At 58.4% G+C, this 19,586-nt stretch carries 13 protein-coding genes and 1 pseudogene; 7 read left to right on the top strand and 7 right to left on the bottom strand.

Annotation, left to right across the window (positions count from 1 at the left end):
• Positions 1–60 precede the first annotated feature (60 nt).
• A complete protein-coding gene (locus IFT80_RS00225) occupies positions 61–255 on the top strand; it encodes a DUF6316 family protein (protein ID WP_122479086.1) in 195 nt (64 codons plus the stop codon).
• 5 nt (positions 256–260) lie between these two features.
• Here the strand turns inward: IFT80_RS00225 and IFT80_RS00220 are convergent, their stop codons facing one another.
• Complete coding sequence (locus tag IFT80_RS00220; protein WP_122479088.1) at positions 261–1,103, bottom strand: substrate-binding periplasmic protein; 843 nt, start codon at positions 1,101–1,103, stop codon at positions 261–263.
• A gap of 215 nt (positions 1,104–1,318) precedes the next feature.
• Here IFT80_RS00220 and IFT80_RS00215 point away from each other — a divergent pair, with 215 nt between their 5' ends.
• Positions 1,319–1,861: an exonuclease domain-containing protein gene (locus tag IFT80_RS00215; protein ID WP_192057495.1), complete on the top strand. Its 543-nt coding sequence runs from the start codon at positions 1,319–1,321 to the stop codon at positions 1,859–1,861.
• 71 nt (positions 1,862–1,932) lie between these two features.
• Positions 1,933–2,214 carry a pyrimidine/purine nucleoside phosphorylase gene (gene ppnP, locus IFT80_RS00210; protein ID WP_185793816.1) on the top strand — a complete coding sequence of 94 codons (282 nt, stop codon included), beginning with the start codon at positions 1,933–1,935 and terminating at the stop codon, positions 2,212–2,214.
• A gap of 34 nt (positions 2,215–2,248) precedes the next feature.
• On the opposite strand, the gene IFT80_RS00205 is transcribed toward ppnP, so the two are convergent.
• Positions 2,249–3,952 carry an ABC transporter transmembrane domain-containing protein gene (locus tag IFT80_RS00205; RefSeq protein WP_192136849.1) on the bottom strand — a complete coding sequence of 568 codons (1,704 nt, stop codon included), beginning with the start codon at positions 3,950–3,952 and terminating at the stop codon, positions 2,249–2,251.
• Between the two features lie 195 nt (positions 3,953–4,147).
• Between IFT80_RS00205 and IFT80_RS00200 the strand changes: the two genes are divergently transcribed.
• Positions 4,148–4,327: a PA1571 family protein gene (locus IFT80_RS00200; protein WP_192054001.1), complete on the top strand. Its 180-nt coding sequence runs from the start codon at positions 4,148–4,150 to the stop codon at positions 4,325–4,327.
• A 70-nt stretch (positions 4,328–4,397) separates the two neighbouring features.
• Here the strand turns inward: IFT80_RS00200 and pdxB are convergent, their stop codons facing one another.
• On the bottom strand, positions 4,398–5,582 hold the full coding sequence (gene pdxB, locus IFT80_RS00195; RefSeq protein WP_192136500.1) for a 4-phosphoerythronate dehydrogenase PdxB: 1,185 nt from the start codon (positions 5,580–5,582) through the stop codon (positions 4,398–4,400).
• A 129-nt stretch (positions 5,583–5,711) separates the two neighbouring features.
• Positions 5,712–6,191, bottom strand: coding sequence for a DUF1289 domain-containing protein (locus tag IFT80_RS00190; RefSeq protein ID WP_122479098.1), 480 nt, complete (start codon positions 6,189–6,191; stop codon positions 5,712–5,714).
• A 381-nt stretch (positions 6,192–6,572) separates the two neighbouring features.
• On the opposite strand from IFT80_RS00190, the gene acnB reads away from it, so the two are divergent.
• The gene (gene acnB, locus IFT80_RS00185; protein ID WP_163007619.1) at positions 6,573–9,182 is read left to right on the top strand and encodes a bifunctional aconitate hydratase 2/2-methylisocitrate dehydratase; all 2,610 of its coding nucleotides are present in this window, start codon (positions 6,573–6,575) and stop codon (positions 9,180–9,182) included.
• A gap of 305 nt (positions 9,183–9,487) precedes the next feature.
• Here acnB and IFT80_RS00180 read toward each other — a convergent pair whose 3' ends face one another.
• Positions 9,488–10,612, bottom strand: coding sequence for a hypothetical protein (locus IFT80_RS00180; RefSeq protein WP_192136499.1), 1,125 nt, complete (start codon positions 10,610–10,612; stop codon positions 9,488–9,490).
• A gap of 130 nt (positions 10,613–10,742) precedes the next feature.
• Entirely contained in the window at positions 10,743–13,445 is a 2,703-nt protein-coding gene (locus IFT80_RS00175) for an NACHT domain-containing protein (protein WP_192136498.1), read from the bottom strand.
• A 223-nt stretch (positions 13,446–13,668) separates the two neighbouring features.
• Here IFT80_RS00175 and IFT80_RS00170 point away from each other — a divergent pair.
• Positions 13,669–13,917, top strand: a pseudogene (locus tag IFT80_RS00170) (bifunctional aconitate hydratase 2/2-methylisocitrate dehydratase); the annotation flags it as partial.
• 162 nt (positions 13,918–14,079) lie between these two features.
• Here the strand turns inward: IFT80_RS00170 and IFT80_RS00165 are convergent.
• Positions 14,080–18,939, bottom strand: a complete 4,860-nt coding sequence (locus tag IFT80_RS00165; RefSeq protein ID WP_122479101.1) for an NAD-glutamate dehydrogenase — start codon at positions 18,937–18,939, stop codon at positions 14,080–14,082.
• A gap of 268 nt (positions 18,940–19,207) precedes the next feature.
• Between IFT80_RS00165 and IFT80_RS00160 the strand changes: the two genes are divergently transcribed.
• Positions 19,208–19,558, top strand: a complete 351-nt coding sequence (locus IFT80_RS00160) for a hypothetical protein (RefSeq protein WP_192053999.1) — start codon at positions 19,208–19,210, stop codon at positions 19,556–19,558.
• The last annotated feature ends 28 nt before the right edge of the window (positions 19,559–19,586 follow it).

Raw genomic sequence — 19,586 nt, 5'->3', positions numbered from 1 at the left:
CGCCGGCGGCGAACTCGCCCGATCCACATCCAAGATCCATTTCTACACAGGACGCACATCATGTTTGGCAAGCGTGCGCAGGACCTTGTTGAAACCACGCACTTTCGTGCCGAACGATTCAGCACGGTCAACGGTTTCTATTTTTTCAGCACTCGGGAAAAGACTCTGGAAGGCCCCTTCGCGACCCGCGAGGAAGCCGAACGCGAAAGCCGGGCGTATGTCTCTCGCGTCTCGGGGCGTCAATCCTATCGCTAGGCCTTTCAGGGCTTGGCTGCAGGGTTGCGCACCACTACACGGCGAGCAGGTTGCGCCAGCACGGCCACTTTGGCTGGCGCAAAGATAGGCAGCAATCTGCCGCTGGCGTGCATCTGCTGCATCAGGGTGGTGAACTCTTCGGCACTGATCGGCGCACCGGGGCGAATAAGCGCGTAGTGTCGGTAGATTTGGTCCAACCGTTGCGAAACCAGCAGCTGCGAGCCGATATCCGGGTTGCGTGCGACGAAATCGCTCAGAAATGACCGGGTGACCATCGCAATATCGGCCCGCTTGCGCACCACCATCATCAGGTTGCTTTCGTGGGAATACGTCAGTACGGCGTTGAACCTGCGCAGCAGATACTGCGGGTTGGCGTCGAAATCCGCGAACGCGTAGTGATAACCGTAGAACAGCGCCATGCGCTTGCCATTCAGATCGGCGAAGAAGTCCTGATCATTGCCCTGCTTAAGCGCCACGAACACCTCGGCATCCTCCAGCCCGAGATCGACCGCACTGTGCTTGATGCGCTGCCACCCCCACAGCGGGTTCTCGAAGATCGCCATGTCGACCCGGCCGCGTTCGAAATCCTGATAGCGTCGCGCGATCGAAGTCGGCACCAGAACGAAGTGCCAGGTGGTCTGCACCTGGTTGAGCTGTTCGATGAGCGAGGGCAACAGGCCTTCGTTGCGACCCTGTTCGGGGTGCACGACGTACGGCGGAAAATGCGCCGCGCCGATGCGTACTTCCTGGGCCGCTTGCGTGCCCGATGCCCACAGGGCCGCTACCCATGGAACCAGTGCAGCCAGCAACAGACGTGGCAGGGCCGCCTTAACATAACCGTACTTCAAGACAGAAAACCCCCACCAGCCGTTTCGCGAAGCACGTACGCTAGGGGTTTTACGTCGGGCTGACAACTGCTAAACCCTGTGCCGGTGCCCGGCACTCCCCCGTCCGCCTGCGGCAGGCAGCATCGAACTGCGCTATTGCGCGGTTGCAGGGATATCGGAACTCTTTGCCTGCGGTTGTGCTCTAGGCTCTAAGCGCATGTGCCTGGGAGCCTGGTATGCCGCATTGGCTGGTCGTCGACCTGGAAGCCACCACCGATGAAGGTGGTTGGCCGGTCACTGAAATGGAAATCATCGAGATCGGTGCAAGCCTGGTCAACCGCGACGGACGCGAGGTGGATCACTTCCAGCGATTCGTCAAACCGTTGCGACGCCCCAGCCTGACCCCGTTCTGCCGGACGCTGACCCACATCGAGCAAGCGGACGTGGACGCCGCGGCGGTGCTGACCCAGGTGTGGAAAAGCTTCGAGCAGTGGCTGTCACCCCACCGCGGGCAACTGCAGGGCTGGGTCAGCTGGGGCGATTACGACCGGCTGCAGTTGCTGCAGGACTGGCAGCGGCTCAACCTGGAAAGCGCACTGGCGCGAGTGCCCCACATCAACCTCAAGCAGCGCTTTGCCAAGGCTCGCCAGCTGCCGCGGCCGCTCGGCCTGACAAGTGCCCTGCAACTGGCCGGACTGCAGTTCTGCGGCCAGCAGCACCGCGCCCTCGAAGACGCACGCAACACGGCGCGGCTGCTGCCCATGGTGCTCGCGCCGTAAAGCGGATGACGACCTGCCAGGGCTTGGGCATACTGGCCAGCCCTTTCCAATCCTCCGCAAGGAACCGCCTCATGTTCAAGGTCAACGAGTACTTCGACGGCACCGTGAAGTCCATTGCTTTCTCCGAAACGGACGGCCCTGCCACCATCGGCGTCATGGCACCGGGCGAGTATGAATTCGGTACAGCCCAGAGCGAAATCATGCACGTGGTTTCCGGCGCCCTCACGGTCAAGCTGCCCGATGCCAGCGAATGGACAACCTTCACTGCCGGCAGCCAGTTCAACGTGCCTGCCAACAGCAAATTCCAACTGACCGTGGAAGTGGAAACCGCCTACCTCTGCCAATACCGTTGATGATCGCGGCCCCCAGCCTTGGGGGCCGCTTGCGCTAGCGACCGAACTGCAAGTGGGCCAGGCGCGCGTAGAGCGCATTGCTGGCCACCAGCTCGGCGTGGGTTCCCAGCGCCACCAGACACCCCTCATCCATCACTGCAATACGGTCGGCGTTCTGTACCGTGGCCAGGCGGTGGGCGATGACCAGTGTGGTGCGACCCTGCATCAGCGTCGGCATGGCCTGCTGGATGAGGTGTTCGCTTTGCGCGTCCAGAGCGCTGGTGGCCTCGTCCAGGAGCAGGATCGGGGCATCGACCAGCAAGGCGCGGGCAATCGCCAGGCGTTGACGCTGGCCTCCCGAAAGCCCCAGGCCAGCATCGCCGAGCGGCGTCTGGTAGCCCTGCGGCAGTTGCATGATGAAGTCGTGGGCATGGGCGATGCGCGCGGCGTCCTCGACCTGCTCGGTCGTGGCGTCGGCCCGCCCATAGCGGATATTATCCTCGACGCTGCCGAAGAACAGCGCCGGGGTCTGCGACACCGTGGCGAACTGCCGACGCACGTCCTGCGGATCCAACTGGCGCAGGTCGATCCCATCGATGAGAATGCGGCCCTGCTGCGGGTCGTAGAAACGCAGCAGCAGATCGAACAGCGTCGACTTGCCTGCGCCCGAGGGCCCGACCAGGGCCAGGGTCTCGCCCGGCCTGACCTGCAGGCTCAGGCCGCGAATGGCGGGTGCCGCCTCGCGCGCAGGGTAGGCAAATATCACCTCGTCGAGCGCCAGCGCCCCCGTGACCCGCGGCGGCAGTTGCTGCAGACCGACGCTGGGCGGCTGGATATCGCTGCGCGCCTGCAGCAGCTCGGCAATGCGCTGCGCGGCACCGGCGGCGCGCTGCAGCTCACCGACCACTTCGCTCAAGGTGCCGAAGGCACTGCCCACGATCAGGCTGTAGAACACGAACGAGGCCAGTTCGCCTGCGGAAATGCGCCCGCCGATCACGTCCATGCCACCGACCCAGAGCATCACTGCGACGGCACCCAGCACCAGCACGATCACCAGTGCAATCAGCCATGCACGCTGGACGATGCGTTGCCGGGCCGTGTCGAACGCCTGCTCCACGGTGACGGCGAAGCGTTTCTGGTCTTCGGCCTGGTGGTTGTAGGCCTGCACGGTCTTGATCTGGGTCAGGGTTTCGGCTACGTAGCTGCCGACATTGGCGATGCGGTCCTGGCTCTGCCGCGACAGACGCCGCACCTGACGCCCGAACATCAGGATCGGCGCCAGTACCAGCGGCAGGGCGACTACCACGATACTGGTGAGCTTGGGGTTGGTGACGAACAACAGCACCACCCCGCCGACCACCATCAGCAGGTTGCGCAGGAACATCGACAGCGACGAGCCGATGACCGATTGCAGCAACGCCGTGTCGGTAGTCAGCCTTGACTGGATTTCCGAACTGCGGTTGTTTTCGTAGAACGCCGGATGCAAGTGGACCAAATGGTCGAACACCTGCTTGCGGATGTCGGCGACGCAGCGCTCGCCGATCCAGGACACCAGATAGAAGCGCGCGAACGTTCCCGTGGCCAGGGCCAGTACCAGCACCATGAACACGGCGATGGAACGATTGAGCAGGTGTGCCGACTGGGTCATGAAGCCCTGGTCGACCAGCATGCGAATGCCTTGGCCCATGGACAGGGTGATGCCGGCGGTTACCAGCAGTGCCAGCAGCGCGCCGATGGCCTGCCAGCGATAGGGGCGCATGAAGCGCCAGGCCAGGCGCAAACCGCGACGCTGACCCGAAGACAATAGCTGCAAGGGAGGTGATCCGTTTTCAGATGATCTGCAAGCCTACACCCAGACGCCCGATCGACTACAGTGGAACTCCAGCAAACGGACAAAGTCAGCTAGGAAGCAGCCCGAAACAGACGGCGCACACATCTGAAGAGGAGACAGGCCATGAGCTCGCATGACGACACGCCTAAACGCATCGACGTGCTACGTGTGAAACCCCAGGAGCCCGTTGGGGGCGCGATCATCGATGAACAGGGGCGTGAAGTACCCATCACCGAAAACATGGTGCAGGACGCCTGCCGCGAACTGGAAGAACACGTGGTGAAGCCGGTCGGCAAAGACTGATCGACCCAACCGCCCTGCTGCCCACGAGACCCGGCCCTGATGCCGGGTTTCGACGTTCTGGCACCCAGTCTCAGGTGTCGGTCCGGACCAGCAACGCCCCCAGAGCTACGACGATGCGTTCGAGCTCCGGTGCAGGACCGTCGATGCGCACGCGCAGCCCTTCGATTTCGCGACGCGGCGGGTAGTGCTTGCGCAATTGGTCGAAGGCCAGCCGCTGCCGGGCAGCGTCGGCTTCATGAGGAAGGTCATGCGGGCTGTCGACGGCCAGGCTGCGACGCAAATCGGCATCGTCGCGGCGCGGGTCGTAGACACCACGACAGAGCATGGCCAACGCCCAGGCCGGGTCGCTGTCGGCACTCAGGCTGACCTCGCCGAGCCAGGGCCTGGGCAGCAGGTCGTCCAGGTGGACATCGACGCTGCGACCGAGAAAGCCGCACAACGCCTGATGGATCTGCGCCGTGCCACGACGGCGACCGTCGAGGCTGTAGCCGGCGATGTGCGGAGTGCCGATCACGCAGCAGTCGGCCAGCGCACGGTCGACTGCGGGTTCGTGCTCCCAGACGTCGAGCACCGCCTGCAGGTCTTCGCGTTCGAGCAGCACTTCAAGCAATGCAGCGTTGTCGATCACCGGGCCGCGGGCGGCATTGATCAGCCAGGTACCTGGCTTGAGCGCGCGCAGGCGCGGGCTGTCGAACAGGTGCCAGGTTGGGTGGTCGCCGTCGCGGGTCAGGGGCGTGTGCAGGCTGATCACGTCGCAGTGCTCGACGATGTGTTCCAGGCTGACGAAGTCGCCGCCCTCACTTGCCGCACGCAATGGGTCGCACACCCGCACATCCCAGCCCAGGCCGCGCAGTACCTGTACCAGCCGCCCGCCCACTTGGCCGCCGCCGACGATGCCGTAGCAGCGTTGGGGCAACGCCAGCCCTTCGATTTCGCTCAGGGTGAGCAGGCTGCCGAGCACGTAGTCGACCACGCCTCGGGCATTGCATCCCGGGGCGCTGGCCCAGTGGATACCGGCTGCGGCGAAGTAATCGAGGTCGAGGTGGTCGGTGCCGATGGTGCAGGTGCCAACGAAGCGTACATTGCTGCCTTCGAGCAGGGTGCGATCGACCTGGGTTACCGAGCGCACCAGCAGGACATCGGCATCGGCGACAGCCGTCCGGTCGATCGCTCGGCCCGGGTAGCGGCGGATTTCACCGAAACCTTCGAAGAATGCGTCGAGCAGCGGGATGTTTTCGTCGGCGACTATGAGCATGGGGGTGTCCGGGGTTGTGAGTGTGTCAGGGCGGGCCTCTTCGCGGGCAGAGACCCGCTCCCACAGAGACTGTTGTGGCCCTTGTGGGAGCGGGTCTCTGCCCGCGAAGGCCTCAGCGCAGGGTCGACTTCAGATAATGCGCTGTTCGGTCAGCTCGCGCACGAACGCCGGCGCGATATAACGTTGGTAATGCGCCTCGGACAGAATGAAGAACTCCCGATCGATGGCATCGCGCAGCTGCGGCAGATCCCAGTCGCGGAACTCGGGCAGCAGCACCAGACCGTAAGCCTCCAGGTTGTTGATCACGCGGGCGCCGCGGGCGATCAACTGGTAGGCCCAGCAGTACTCCGACTGGCGCTCGACGAAACGGATCTTGCGTTGTTCCAGTTGTTGGCGCAGTTTCGACGGGTCGAACACTTCCACCTTGGCCACCATCACCTGCACCAGCAACTGCTCCAGACGGATCCACACTGCGCGTTTCTGGGCTTCGTCATAGCCGTTCCAATGGATGACTTCATGGTGATAGCGCTTGCAGCCCCGGCATACCAGGTCACCGTAGACGGTGGAGCACAGGCCCACGCAGGGCGTCTTGATGGAATGGTTGGACATGGTGGATCGGCACGCTGGACGGTGGAACACCGGGCGCATGTTAGTCCTTTGTCTAACAGGGGTCACCCCAGAAATCGTGGGGCTTAACTTAACTTCCTGCGCGAAATAAAGTAGAATCATGCAGCCTTTTTAGGCGCCAATGTCCATTGGAAGCTGTTTTCAAAGCGTCACGAGCACAGTTGATCCAGTAGAAGGGTGTTGGCACCGCTCGTCCGGTGCCAGCCCTCATCAGATTTCCCTTCTACCGGCGTAAAACTTTGAAAACAGCTTCTGCATGGAACACCTGCCCTCCTGACTGAACGGCCGAAAAGACCGTGCGCATGGATGCAGGCGTTCTCTGGATGAGCGTCCCTTCCGGGACCACTGATGAGGGTAATAACTGTGCTTGAAGCCTATCGCAAACACATCGAAGAGCGTGCCGCCCAGGGTATCGTGCCCCAGCCGCTTAACGCCGAACAAACCGCAGGCCTGGTCGAGCTGCTGAAAAACCCTCCCGCCGGCGAAGAGTCTTTCCTGGTCGACCTGATCACCAACCGCGTGCCACCGGGCGTCGACGAAGCCGCCTACGTCAAGGCCGGTTTTCTTTCTGCCCTGGCCAAGGGCGAAGTCACTTCGCCGCTGATCGACAGCAAGCGTGCCGTTGAACTGCTCGGCACCATGCAGGGTGGCTACAACATCGCCACCATGGTCGAACTGCTCGACGACGCCACCCTGGCGCCGGTGGCTGCCGAACAGCTCAAGTTCACCCTGCTGATGTTCGATGCCTTCCACGACGTTGCGGAAAAAGCCAAGAACGGCAATGCCCACGCTCAAGGCGTACTGCAATCCTGGGCCGACGGCGAATGGTTCAAGAAGCGTCCGACCCTGGCCGACAAGATCAGCCTGCGCGTCTTCAAGGTCACCGGCGAAACCAACACCGACGACCTTTCGCCTGCGCCCGACGCCTGGTCGCGCCCGGACATCCCGTTGCACGCCCTGGCCATGCTGAAGATGGCCCGCGAAGGCATCGTGCCCGACGTGCAGGGCTCGATCGGCCCGATGAAGCAGATTGCCCAGATGTACGCCGACGGTTACCCGGTTGCCTACGTGGGTGACGTGGTCGGTACCGGTTCGTCGCGCAAGTCGGCGACCAACTCGGTGCTGTGGTTCTTCGGTACCGACATCCCGTACGTGCCGAACAAGCGCGCTGGTGGTTTCTGCTTCGGCACCAAGATCGCCCCGATCTTCTACAACACCATGGAAGACGCCGGCGCCCTGCCGATCGAGTTCGACGTGTCGAACATCAACATGGGTGACGTGATCGACCTGTACCCGCACCAGGGCAAGGTCTGCAAGCACGACAGCGAGGAAGTGATCACCACGTTCGAGCTCAAGACCCCGGTACTGCTCGACGAAGTCCGCGCAGGCGGCCGTATCCCGCTGATCGTCGGCCGCGGCCTGACCGACAAGGCGCGTACCGAACTCGGCCTGGGCCCAACCGATCTGTTCAAGCTGCCCGAAGCCCCGGTCGACACCGGCAAGGGCTTTACCCTGGCGCAGAAGATGGTCGGCAAGGCCTGCGGCCTGCCCGAGAACCAGGGCGTGCGTCCCGGCACCTACTGCGAACCGAAGATGACTACCGTCGGTTCCCAGGACACCACTGGCCCGATGACCCGCGACGAGCTGAAAGACCTGGCATGCCTGGGCTTCTCCGCCGACCTGGTCATGCAGTCCTTCTGCCACACCGCGGCCTATCCGAAGCCGATCGACGTGACCACCCATCACACCCTGCCGGATTTCATCCGCACCCGTGGTGGCGTATCCCTGCGTCCAGGCGACGGCATCATCCACAGCTGGTTGAACCGCATGCTGCTGCCGGACACCGTCGGCACCGGTGGTGACTCGCACACCCGCTTCCCGATCGGCATCTCGTTCCCGGCCGGTTCCGGCCTGGTGGCCTTCGCGGCCGCTACCGGCGTCATGCCGCTGGACATGCCCGAGTCGGTGCTGGTGCGCTTCAAGGGCACCATGCAGCCAGGCATCACCCTGCGCGATCTGGTCCACGCGATTCCGTACTACGCCATTCAGAAAGGCCTGCTGACCGTCGAGAAGAAAGGCAAGATCAACGCCTTCTCGGGCCGCATCCTGGAAATCGAAGGCTTGAACGAGCTGACCGTGGAACAGGCGTTCGAACTGTCCGACGCTTCGGCCGAGCGTTCTGCCGCCGGTTGCACCATCAAGCTGCCGGAAAAGGCCATTGCCGAATACCTGAAGTCCAACATCACCCTGCTGCGCTGGATGATCAGCGAAGGCTACGGCGATGCGCGGACCATGGAACGTCGTGCCCAGGCCATGGAAGCGTGGCTGGCCAACCCGGAACTGCTGAGTGCCGATGCCGACGCCGAATACGCCGAGATCATCGAGATCGACCTGAGCGACTTGAAAGAGCCGGTCCTGTGTGCACCGAACGATCCGGACGATGCACGTCTGCTGTCCACCGTTCAGGGCGAGAAGATCGACGAAGTGTTCATCGGTTCGTGCATGACCAACATCGGCCACTTCCGCGCTGCCGGCAAGTTGCTCGACAAGGTCAAGGGCCAACTGCCGACGCGCCTGTGGCTGTCGCCGCCGACCAAGATGGATGCCCATCAGCTGACCGAAGAAGGCTACTACGGCATCTACGGCAAGGCTGGCGCACGCATGGAGATGCCGGGCTGCTCGCTGTGCATGGGTAACCAGGCACGCGTGGAACCCAACTCCACCGTGGTGTCCACCTCGACCCGTAACTTCCCGAACCGCCTGGGCGATGGTGCCAACGTGTACCTGGCCTCCGCCGAGCTGGCCGCTGTCGCGTCCATTCTGGGCAAGCTGCCGACGGTCGAAGAGTACATGGGCTACGCGGCCAGCATCGACAGCATGGCTGCCGATGTGTACCGCTACCTGAGCTTCGACCAGATCGCCGAGTTCCGCGATGCTGCGGCCAACGCGAACATTCCGGTGGTTCAGGCTTGATGCCACGCTGAAATGAGCTGAACGAAAAAACCCGTCGAATGACGGGTTTTTTTGTGGGTAGTGATCGTCGCGGGATTGGTGAGCGTTCGCGGCCGATGACCGCTCCTACAGATTATCTGTAGGAGCGGTCATCGGCCGTGAAAAGGCCACCGTTGCTTGACCTGTATTACACACTCTCAATGCCAGGTCCATCGGATCAGAATCAGCCACATGCATTTTGCGATCGGCTAAAATGGCTGAACCGATATAGTCGAGCATGGCGACTATGATACTGCCAAAGTCCCACTGAGACAAAAGTCCAAGATCTAACCATTGCGGATAAACGCATCAGCCGGCAAACCAAGTCTATCCCAAACCTCATAAGTAGCAAGCCCACTCAAATCTGAATCCAAGATCCGAGATAATCGCTCCTGAAATAATTGTTTGGAATTTGAGCCAGCTTCATCAAGAGCCCTCACTGCATGCACGCATATCAGAATCTTCTGATCATTACTGAACAAAGAGCTTTCCAACATCAAATTCAGACAATTTAATATAGACTTTAAATTTTTCCCCGACTCAAACACTATAGGTAAAATAGAAACAAACTGAATAGCATTGATTTCCTCAACAAGCAAAAGAATAACATGAGCGGAAAATTTTATTAATTTATGCTCATTCGAAATTAATGCTTTAATAGCGGCGACCGGAAAAGGTATTTTTAAGGCGGGATTCAGCAGTGCGTAACAGCAGAGCAGATTTGCAAAACCCATAAATTTGGAGTCTTGCTCGAGATACGCACAAATTTTAAGTAATGGGATTTCATTTAAGTCACCGTAAAAATGCCCAAACCCGGGAGACCTAAAATATAAATTCTCAGAAACTTTAGAATAAAGTATAGATTGCTCTGACCAACCCGCCATATCTACTAAATTAAAGACCGCTATTGACATATCGACATCATTATAGCGGGAGAGAATCTCATTTATTACGCCGAGCTCATAATAATCTTTCCAGAATTCCTTATCGGTATATTCAGCTAGCCAACAGATCCAGTCAGCAAGGGTCAACTTTAGATTTTTACTTTGACATTCTGAAAAAACTTTCATCAGCACTGATATATAAGAGGGGACTATATTCGAAATGTTTCGACCTTCAAATATGGCCTCTACATAAGGAAGACATCCAATTGTGGCGATATTTGGGTTTGGTCCTTCAAACTTATCAGAGTAAAGGAAGTCAGCATCGCTAAAACCTAGGCGCAACGCCCTACCCTCAGCATCCAGCCACTGACCACTATAGCCGTACCTACCGCCCAACAGCGCATCTATGAGTTCAGCTGCAGACTCTTTAGCATCACTTAACACATACATTAATGGCCATGGCAGATAGCTTAGTAGCTCATCCCGCTTCACAATATCTATTTTTAGAAAGATATCAATACAGCCCATTATAGCATCTAGACTTGGACCCCTGGAGAACTCACTTGCTGCGAATATCAAATTCCATTCTTCATGTACCCCATGGAGCTGTGAAGGTTTTCTAATAAGTCCGAGCCCATCAATTGGATTTATTGACATACTAATTGGCGAACCAACACCAAACGCTGAAGCCTTTATTTTTTGAATTAAATACTGAAAAAATATTTCTGATACTACTTACCTCTAAACCGTTGTCACCCTCAGATAAGTAGCCCGTACCTCTAATGCATAAATCTATAAGACTTGAAGCAGATTTTGCTAATTCAGTTAGAGGACGAGAGCAAACGACTTCGACTATGGAGCCTAATCCAGAAGACAGACCAACTGGCAAAACCCCAAACCTTATGATTTCAAAAACATCCTGAGAATTACTTGGCCAATGTCGGCCTAAATAGTAAACAGCAGGTCGCACACCGCACATGGCTAGCTGCACTAGCAAATTCCAAGCAGCAGCTTTAACTTCAGGTGAAGAGGCAACCAGATAACGCTGCTTTAGCTCTTCCATAATCAGATTTTCCGTATGCTCTTCACTTAACATACTTAACGGCAGCCGCAAATGATAGCTTCCATAAAAAAGAAGCTCCATGGCATGACTAGCAAGCTGTCGGCGATGCTTCGGCTGATCAGCCGCTATGCCGTCACAAAATAGTTCGAATGAAAGCCGGGCCCCTCTACCTACAACTTTGTGCGCTTCGTTTACATCGAGTTGTCGAGGAATATTTGTAATTACTGATCTGAGATAGTGAAGGTTATCTTCGGAAAAGCACCGACTTGCTGCAATCGTAAAAACATGTTGCCAGTGGGATCTTCCAGCTAAATGATGCAATCTGAATTCAATTACTTCTGGGGATGCGGCAGTAAGCGCTGATGCCGCCATATACTCTTGCAATGATCTCACATCAAAACTAATTCGACCTTCCTCTCGGGCGGAAAGCAAAACCAAACGATTCAAAGCCAGCTCGGACAATTCAGACTCTCTTGTCAAAGAGTCCCGGAACTCGTACTCCTCTGTCTTTAGATAACCTCTTATTAGTTCTGCAAACTTATCATTGTCGAGATGCGATGTAGCTTGGCCTGCTCGTTCAGACTCGACATGCAAAACAAGTCCAGCCCTCTGATGTATAGGACCGATGAGATGAATGTTTTTGTCCAGAATCTTCTGAGCAGCGCCACTTTTGGCTTTCTCACGGCGCTTCAATATTTCAAAATAATCATTAAATATATTCCATCTCGAACTAGGAACCCCTCCACCAGTATCAACAATCATGTGCAATATTGTAACCTGCAGCGGACTCAGCATAAGACGGCGCGTGATTGGGTTTTCTATAGATACCTCTAAATGGGCCGTGATTTTTTTCTGTCTATCGGGGTCATCCCTGTAGCATGACTTGGCAAGCAGTCGTGCATAAGCTATAGCTTTATCAGAACTTAGATCATCTAAATTCCAGTGCGTCCAATGAACTCCGTCTAAATCAGAATTATAACCTTGTGGTCGACTTGTTACCATCACAAAGTAATCGGAATCAAGCGCTACTAACTCACCGACAAAGTCATTGATAGCAGCTATTATTTCTTTTCTTTCACCACTTGGCGGAACTTCATCTAAACCATCAAAAACAAATAGACAAGGAAATCCTTCTAACCATCTCCTGAACATAGGTACGTCAAAATCAGTATCTGTGATACTGCCGAGCTCATCCACTGCATATCGCATCAAAGATATCTTTCGGCTTCCTACTTTCTTCGACTCACTCACCAAATCAGCATAAGCTGGTAGAGAGATGTGAAACGGATATCGACTAGGTAAACATGCGGGAATATTTTCTTCACAACTCCGCTGCAAAGTTTCGCCAATCAAATCTTGCAAAGCTCCGTCGATCATTTGGGAAGAATCGCTAGCCAGAAGATTCGACCTGAAAAGCTGAACCAAGTAAAGTGAAGCAGTGGATTTTCCTTGACCAGGCCCACCAAGCAGGACTACTTTATTGTCTATTTTTCGGTCACCACCTAAGTTCAAGCTCGGCTTGAAAACTGTCTTAGCAAGCTCAACCACCTGCGCGACAAATGGAAACGAGCTTGCTAGCCTACTATTTGAAAGTGACGCAGGCAGGTCAACAAATACTTGACTCGATCTAATCTGATCATCGCTCACACTTCCTGCGTCCTTGAGCCTGACATTTTTATCGCGGCGCAAACTGTGAATTAATGCAATTTTCAATGCTCTAGAAAAATCCTCATCTTTGTTGAAAATTTTCTTTGCAATAGCCTCAAGCACATCACCCGGCATAAGCCACGTACTGTAAGACGATCTAATCGCTGGGTACATACCGAGCAAGTCTATGATCTTATCCGCACCCCATATATCAAAACCCTTCACACCATGAGCTTCACATAAAGCCTTGAGCTTTTCCTCGACTTTGGCCAAACCACCTTGCCTAAGAGAAGTAGAATAAGAGTCAGCACCAGAAAGACTTACATTGGTTGCAACTATGTAATACTCTGGAACCAAGTAACCATTCCCATCTTCGAACTTCGAGAATTCTTTTATCAGCTGATTTAAAATCCACTCTACATTGGGCTTGCCGGAATTAAGAGAGCTCTTAAACTTAGCCTGCAAAACTAAGTAACCATCCCAACCCAGATTTTCATAGCCAGCTATTGGACCGCTATAAGAAAAATCTCGCCCTGCATCCGCGCCTGCAGGGAAAACATTTCCAGCAACTCCAAACTTCGCAAGAGCAATAGTTCTACACAGCTTTTCGAAAGAGCTACTATTGAGCTTATCAAGGGTTATTGCTTCCATACAAAGTACGCCTTATGCGGAGTGGAATATATCTCACAGGATAACGTATTTTTTATTTTTTCTGCAATATCAGACACCTGACCTATAGGGCCTAATAATTCCCGACAATGATATCTCTTTAACTCGCATGGTCCACATAGACGAAATCTTTTCCCGCCTACAAACAGAAATTTCGGCTTTCGTCTTATCAGTACCTTCGACAAGCTATCTTGCTTGATTTTGATGTGCATTAAATTTCTTATCAACGGCGCCCAACTCCACCGTGGTGTCGACTTCGACCCGTAACTTCCCGAACCGCCTGGGCGATGGTGCCAACGTGTACCTGGCGTCCGCCGAGCTGGCTGCCGTTGCCTCCATCCTGGGCAAGCTGCCGACCGTCGAGGAGTACATGGAGTACGCGGCCAGCATCGACCAGATCGCCGAGTTCCGCGATGCTGCGGCCAACGCGAACATTCCGGTGGTTCAGGCTTGATGCCACGCTGAAATGAGCTGAACGAAAAAACCCGTCGAATGACGGGTTTTTTTGTGGGCGGTGATCGGGTCAGAGATGGGCGCTGAGCGCTTCGCGGCCGATGGCCGCTCCTACGGATAACCCGTAAGAGCGGTCATCGGCCGCGAAAAAGCCAACCTCGCCTCAGCTGACTTGCACGCCCCCACTCAATGCCAGGTCCATCAGTTCGCGATTCGCCACTGCGTACATGGCGTAATCGGTACCCGTGGCGGCCTTGATCTCGTCGAGCATGGCACGCCAGCGCTTGACCATCACCTCGTGCTGTTCCAGCCACAGGTCCAGACGCTCTTCGACGTCACCCGGCGCATCCTGCATTTTCAGCACGGAAATGGTGATTGCCCGCTGCTGCAGGTCGATGTCGTCGCGGAAGGCCTCGCGTGCAAGCGCTTGCCAGTTGTTCTCCACCGGCAGGCTGCTGATCTGCTGCAGGTACCAGGTCAGGTCCAGCTTGCTGCCCACGGCGAAGAACGCCTTGGCCACTTCGGCGGCATTCTGGCCGGTGACGTCCGACGCTTCGATGATCGGCAACAGCGTGTACAGGTGGCTGGTGCCGGCAACCATGCGCGCCAGCAGCTCCGGTACGCCAGACTCGACATAGCCCTGGTAGCGGGTCTGCCAACGCTCGCGGGTCGGACCCTCGAGCAGTTCGTCGAGCTTGAGCCCCAACGCCGCGATGTGCGGACCGAAATGCGCCACATCGCGACCGGCGTCCAGCTCGTTGCGGCGGCTGCGCAGGAACCAGCGGGTGGCCCGTCGACCCAGGCGCATCAGCTCGTCCATCAGAGCCAGCTGGACATCGGCGGATACCTGGTAGTCCAGCGCCTCGATCTGGCGGAACCAGTGCGGCAGGTGGAAGATGTCGCGCACGATGGCGTAGGCCCCGACCACGCTGGCCGGGGTCATGCCAGTGGATTCCTTCAAGCGCTGCACGAAGGTGATGCCCATGTTGTTGACCAGGTCGTTGGCGATCTGGGTACTGACGATCTCGCGCTTGAGGCGATGGCTGCGCATGGCCTCGGCGTACTTGCTGACCAGCGACGGCGGGAAGGCCGTCTCCATGTCACGAGTCAGATAGACGTCGTCGGGTACTGCCGAAGCCAGCAGCGCTTCGTTGAGATCGATCTTACTGTAGGAGATAAGCACCGACAGCTCGGCTCGGGTCAGGCCCTGCTTGTTCGCGACGCGCTCGTTGAGCTGCTCCTCGGTCGGCAGGAATTCGATGGCACGGTCCAGCTTGCCACGCGCCTCCAGGTCGGCCATCAGGCGGCGGTACTCGGCCAGTCGCTCGTAGGCCTTGCGCGCCGCCAGGGACAGCGCCTGGGTCTGCTTGTAGTTGTTGCCCAGCACCAGATGGCCGACTTCCTCGGTCATGCTGCCCAGCAGCAGGTTGCGCTGCTTCTCGGTCATGTCCCCGGCCTGCACGGCTTCGTTGAGCAGGATCTTGATGTTGACTTCGTGGTCGGAGCAATCCACCCCGGCCGCGTTGTCGATGAAGTCGGTGTTGGTCGCGCCGCCGTTGAGGCCGAACTCGACACGGCCCAGCTGGGTCATGCCCAGGTTGCCGCCCTCGCCCACCACTTTGCAGCGCAGCTCGTTGCCATTCACGCGCAGGGCGTCGTTGGCCTTGTCGCCGACATCGGCGTGGCTCTCGTCACTGGACTTGACGTAGGTACCGATACCGCCGTTCCACAGCAGGTCGACCGGCGCCTTGAGCAGCGCGTTGAGCAGCTCGGTCGGGGTCAGCTTGTCGGCCTTGATGTCGAAGCGCTCTTTCATCTGCGCGCTGATGGCAATGCTCTTGGCACTGCGCGAGAAGATGCCACCACCGGCGGACATGATCGAGGTGTCGTAGTCGCTCCACGCCGAACGAGGCAGGTCATACAGGCGCTGACGCTCGGCGAAGCTGCTGGCCGGCTCGGGGTTGGGATCGATGAAGATGTGCAGGTGGTTGAATGCCGCCACCAGTTGCAGCTTGTCGGACATCAACAAGCCATTGCCGAACACGTCCCCGGCCATGTCGCCGATGCCGATGACGGTGATGCTGTCTTTCTGCACGTTGATGCCGCGTTCGCGGAAGTGGCGCTGCACGCCGACCCAGGCACCCTTGGCGGTGATGCCCATCTTCTTGTGGTCGTAGCCCGCCGAGCCGCCGGAGGCGAACGCATCGCCAAGCCAGAAGCCGTAGTCGATGGCAATGCCGTTGGCGATGTCGGAAAAGGTCGCGGTGCCCTTGTCCGCAGCCACCACCAGGTACGGGTCGTCATCGTCGTGACGCACGACATTGGCCGGCGGCACCACGCTGCCGTCCTTGAGGTTGTCGGTGATGTCGAGCAGACCGGAGATGAAGATGCGGTAGCAGGCCACTGCCTCGTTCTGCACCTCGTCGCGACTGCCGCCCAGTGGCAGTCGGCGCGGGACGAACCCGCCCTTGGCGCCCACCGGCACGATCACCGAGTTCTTCACGTGCTGCGCCTTGACCAGGCCCAGTACTTCGGTGCGGAAGTCTTCCTCGCGATCCGACCAGCGCAGACCGCCGCGGGCGACGTTGCCGAAACGCAGGTGAACGCCTTCGACTCGCGGCGAGTAGACGAAAATCTCGAACTTGGGCACCGGCTTGGGCAGTTCGGGAATCAGCTTGGGGTTGAACTTGAAGCTGAAGTACGACTTGACCTGGCCGTTGGCATCGGGCTGGTAGAAGTTGGTACGCAGGGTGGCCTTGATCAGGTCCAGATAGCGACGCAGGATGCGGTCTTCGTTGAGCACCTGAACGTCGTCCAGGGCACTCAGGATGGCCTGTTCCAGGCGTTGCTGCTTGTCGTCCAGGTCATCGCCGGCCAGCTTGCGCGCCAGGTAGAAGCGGGTCTTGAACAGCCGCGTCAGTTCCCGGGCGATATCGGTGTGGTTGTTCAGGGTGCTGGCGATGTAGCCGAGGTCGAAGCCCAGGCGTATCTGCTTGAGATAGCGCGCATAGGCGCGCAGCAAGGCGACGTCGCGCCATGGCAGGCCTGCGGTGAGCACCAGGCGGTTGAACGCATCGTTCTCGGCGTCGCCGCGCACGATGTGCACGAAGGCATCCTGCAGCGTGTCGTTGAGCTGCTGGATGTCCAGATTCAGGCCTTCGCTGTAGGTAAAGGCGAAGTCGTGGATCCAGTACTCGCGACCACTGCGATGACGCAGGCGGTAGGGGAATTCGCCCAGTACGCGCAGGCCCAGGTTCTCGAGGATCGGCAACACGTCGGACAGCGCCAGTGGCGTGTCGGCGTGGTACAGCTTGCAATGCAGCTGGCGTTCGCCGCCCTGCGCCAGAGGCTGGTAGAAACTCATGACCAGCGGGCGCGATTCGGACAGCGCCAGCAGGTGCTGCATGTCGACCACTGCCGAATGCGCGGCGAAGCGCTCGCGGAAACCGGCCGGGAAGCCTTTCGGGAAATCGGCCAGCACATTGGTGCCGGCGGCCTCGCCGAAGCTTTCGATGGTCAGGCTGGCGTAGTCGTCCTGCCACGAACGGCAGGCCTGGATCACTTCGTTTTCCAGTTGCTGCGGGTCGATGTCCAGACGGCTCTTGGGGTCCACGCGCAGGATCAACTGCACGCGGGCCAGCACGGATTCGGAGAAGAACGTCCAGAACTCGCAGTCGCTGGCCTTGAGGCGCTCCATGAGCACCTGCTGGATCTTCTGCCGTACTTCGGTGGAGTACACGTCGCGCGGCACGTAGGCCAGGCAGTAGCAGAAGCGCCCGTAGGGGTCCTTGCGCAGGAACACGCGGATCTTGTTGCGTTCCTGGATCTGCACGATCGACATGACGGTGCTGAACAGCTCGTCGATCGGGGTCTGGAACAGGTCGTCGCGCGGCAGCACCTCGACCACCTGGGCCAGTTCCTTGCCCAGGTGCGCCTTGGCATGGAAACCGGAGCGGCGTTCGATCTCGGCGACCTTGCGCCGGATGTAGGGAATTTCGCGCACGCTCTCGCCATACACCGACGAGGTGTACAGGCCCATGAAGCGGCATTCCTTGAGTACCTTGCCATCGCTGTCGATCTGGCGGATCGACACGTAGTCGGGATACGCCGGGCGATGCACACGGCTGGGGTGCGCAGCCTTGGCGAAGGACAGCAGCATCGGCTCGTGCAGGTACTGCACGGCGTAGTCTTCGATATGCAGGTCTTCGCTGCTCAGGCCGGCACGCAGCAGCCGGGTCAGGCCCAGGAACGACTGCGGGTCGTAGCGCAGCTGGCCACCCTGCGCATCGGCATCGACCACGAACTCTTCGTAGCCCAGGAAGGTGAAGTGGTTGTCGGTCAACCATTCGAGGAACGCCGTGATCTCGGCTTTTTCCTGCTCGTCGCTGGCGAACGCGGTCTGTTCCACCAACGTGATCATTTCGCGGACCTTGGCCTTCATCGGCTCGAAGTCCTGCACCGCCATCCGCACTTCGCCCAGCACCTGCTCCAGCTCCCGGGCCAGCACGCTGAGCTCGGCGGCGTTGGCGCAACGGTCGATTTCCAGGTACATCAGCGATTCATGCAGGACGTCTTCGCCCTGGGCACCCTTGGCCAGCACTTCGAGCAGCTCGCCCTGGCTGCCGCGGCGCACGCTGAGCACGGTGGTCTGCAGGGTGTGGATGCTGTAGCCGCGCCGGTTGAGCTCGGTGCGCACCGAGTCCACCAGGAACGGCAGGTCGTGATGCAGCACTTCGACGGCGGTGTGGGTGGACTGCCAGCCGTGACGTTCGTAATCGGGGTTGTAGACGCGCACCTCTGGCTTGGCATGATCGAAGCGCTGCAACAGGCGCCAGGCCGACAGGGTGCAACCGGCCAGGTCGCTGAGGCGCCGCTGGGTGAGCTCGTCCAACGAGATGATGCCGAAGAACTGATCGGCGAACAGCGCCACTTGTGGCAGTGCCTGTTCGCTGATGTGCTGAGCCAGGGCCGATTGCAGTTGATGCTGGAAGTCGGCTTTGCTGGCTGCGGTGAAGAACGCCATCTGTGGTACTCCGCTTGGGCTTTGTTATTGGGTGAAGCGTCGCAAGTCACCCCGGTTCGGATCAACCATAGCCAATCCGGCGCTGCGGGGCGACATTTCAAGAGGTCCAACGACCTAGCTTACCCAGAGCCTGGCATGCACTCTTGCGGTGCGGCGACATATTCGGTCATGCAGGAGTTGTCGTACGAGACCGCTGGTACGGGCGTTCCAGCCGATCGGACAGTAGTCGGGTATAATCATGGCATATTCATATGACAGGTTCCCCCGTATGCGCATCACCGCCACTCTGCTGCTGGCCAACCCCCGTGACGAGGAAGAAGACGACATGGCGCTACTGTGCTGCCACGGCAGCGCAGACGAAATGTTTCTGATGACGCGCTTTCCGGACGAAGAAGAGCTGGAGATCACCCTCGGCGACGACCCTTACCTGCTGCGCGATCTCAAGGTCACGTTGAGCGCCGACCGCCTGCTGGTGGCCGTGGCAGCCGGGGATGCCGCGGTGTTCGGTGGGGATGACCTGCTGGAGATCGTGCATGCCAGCGACGCGGCAGAGCTGGCGCAGATCGAAGAGACGTTGAGGATTCTGCTGGAGGGCGTGGGTACGCTGGAAATCGGCTGACCCCGCTCTCCGCAGCTCTGTATATCTG

The sequence above is a fragment of the Pseudomonas sp. CFBP 8771 genome, assembly GCF_014841695.1.
Lineage (GTDB): Bacteria > Pseudomonadota > Gammaproteobacteria > Pseudomonadales > Pseudomonadaceae > Aquipseudomonas > Aquipseudomonas baltica.
This window is presented reverse-complemented; position numbering and strand designations above follow the sequence as displayed.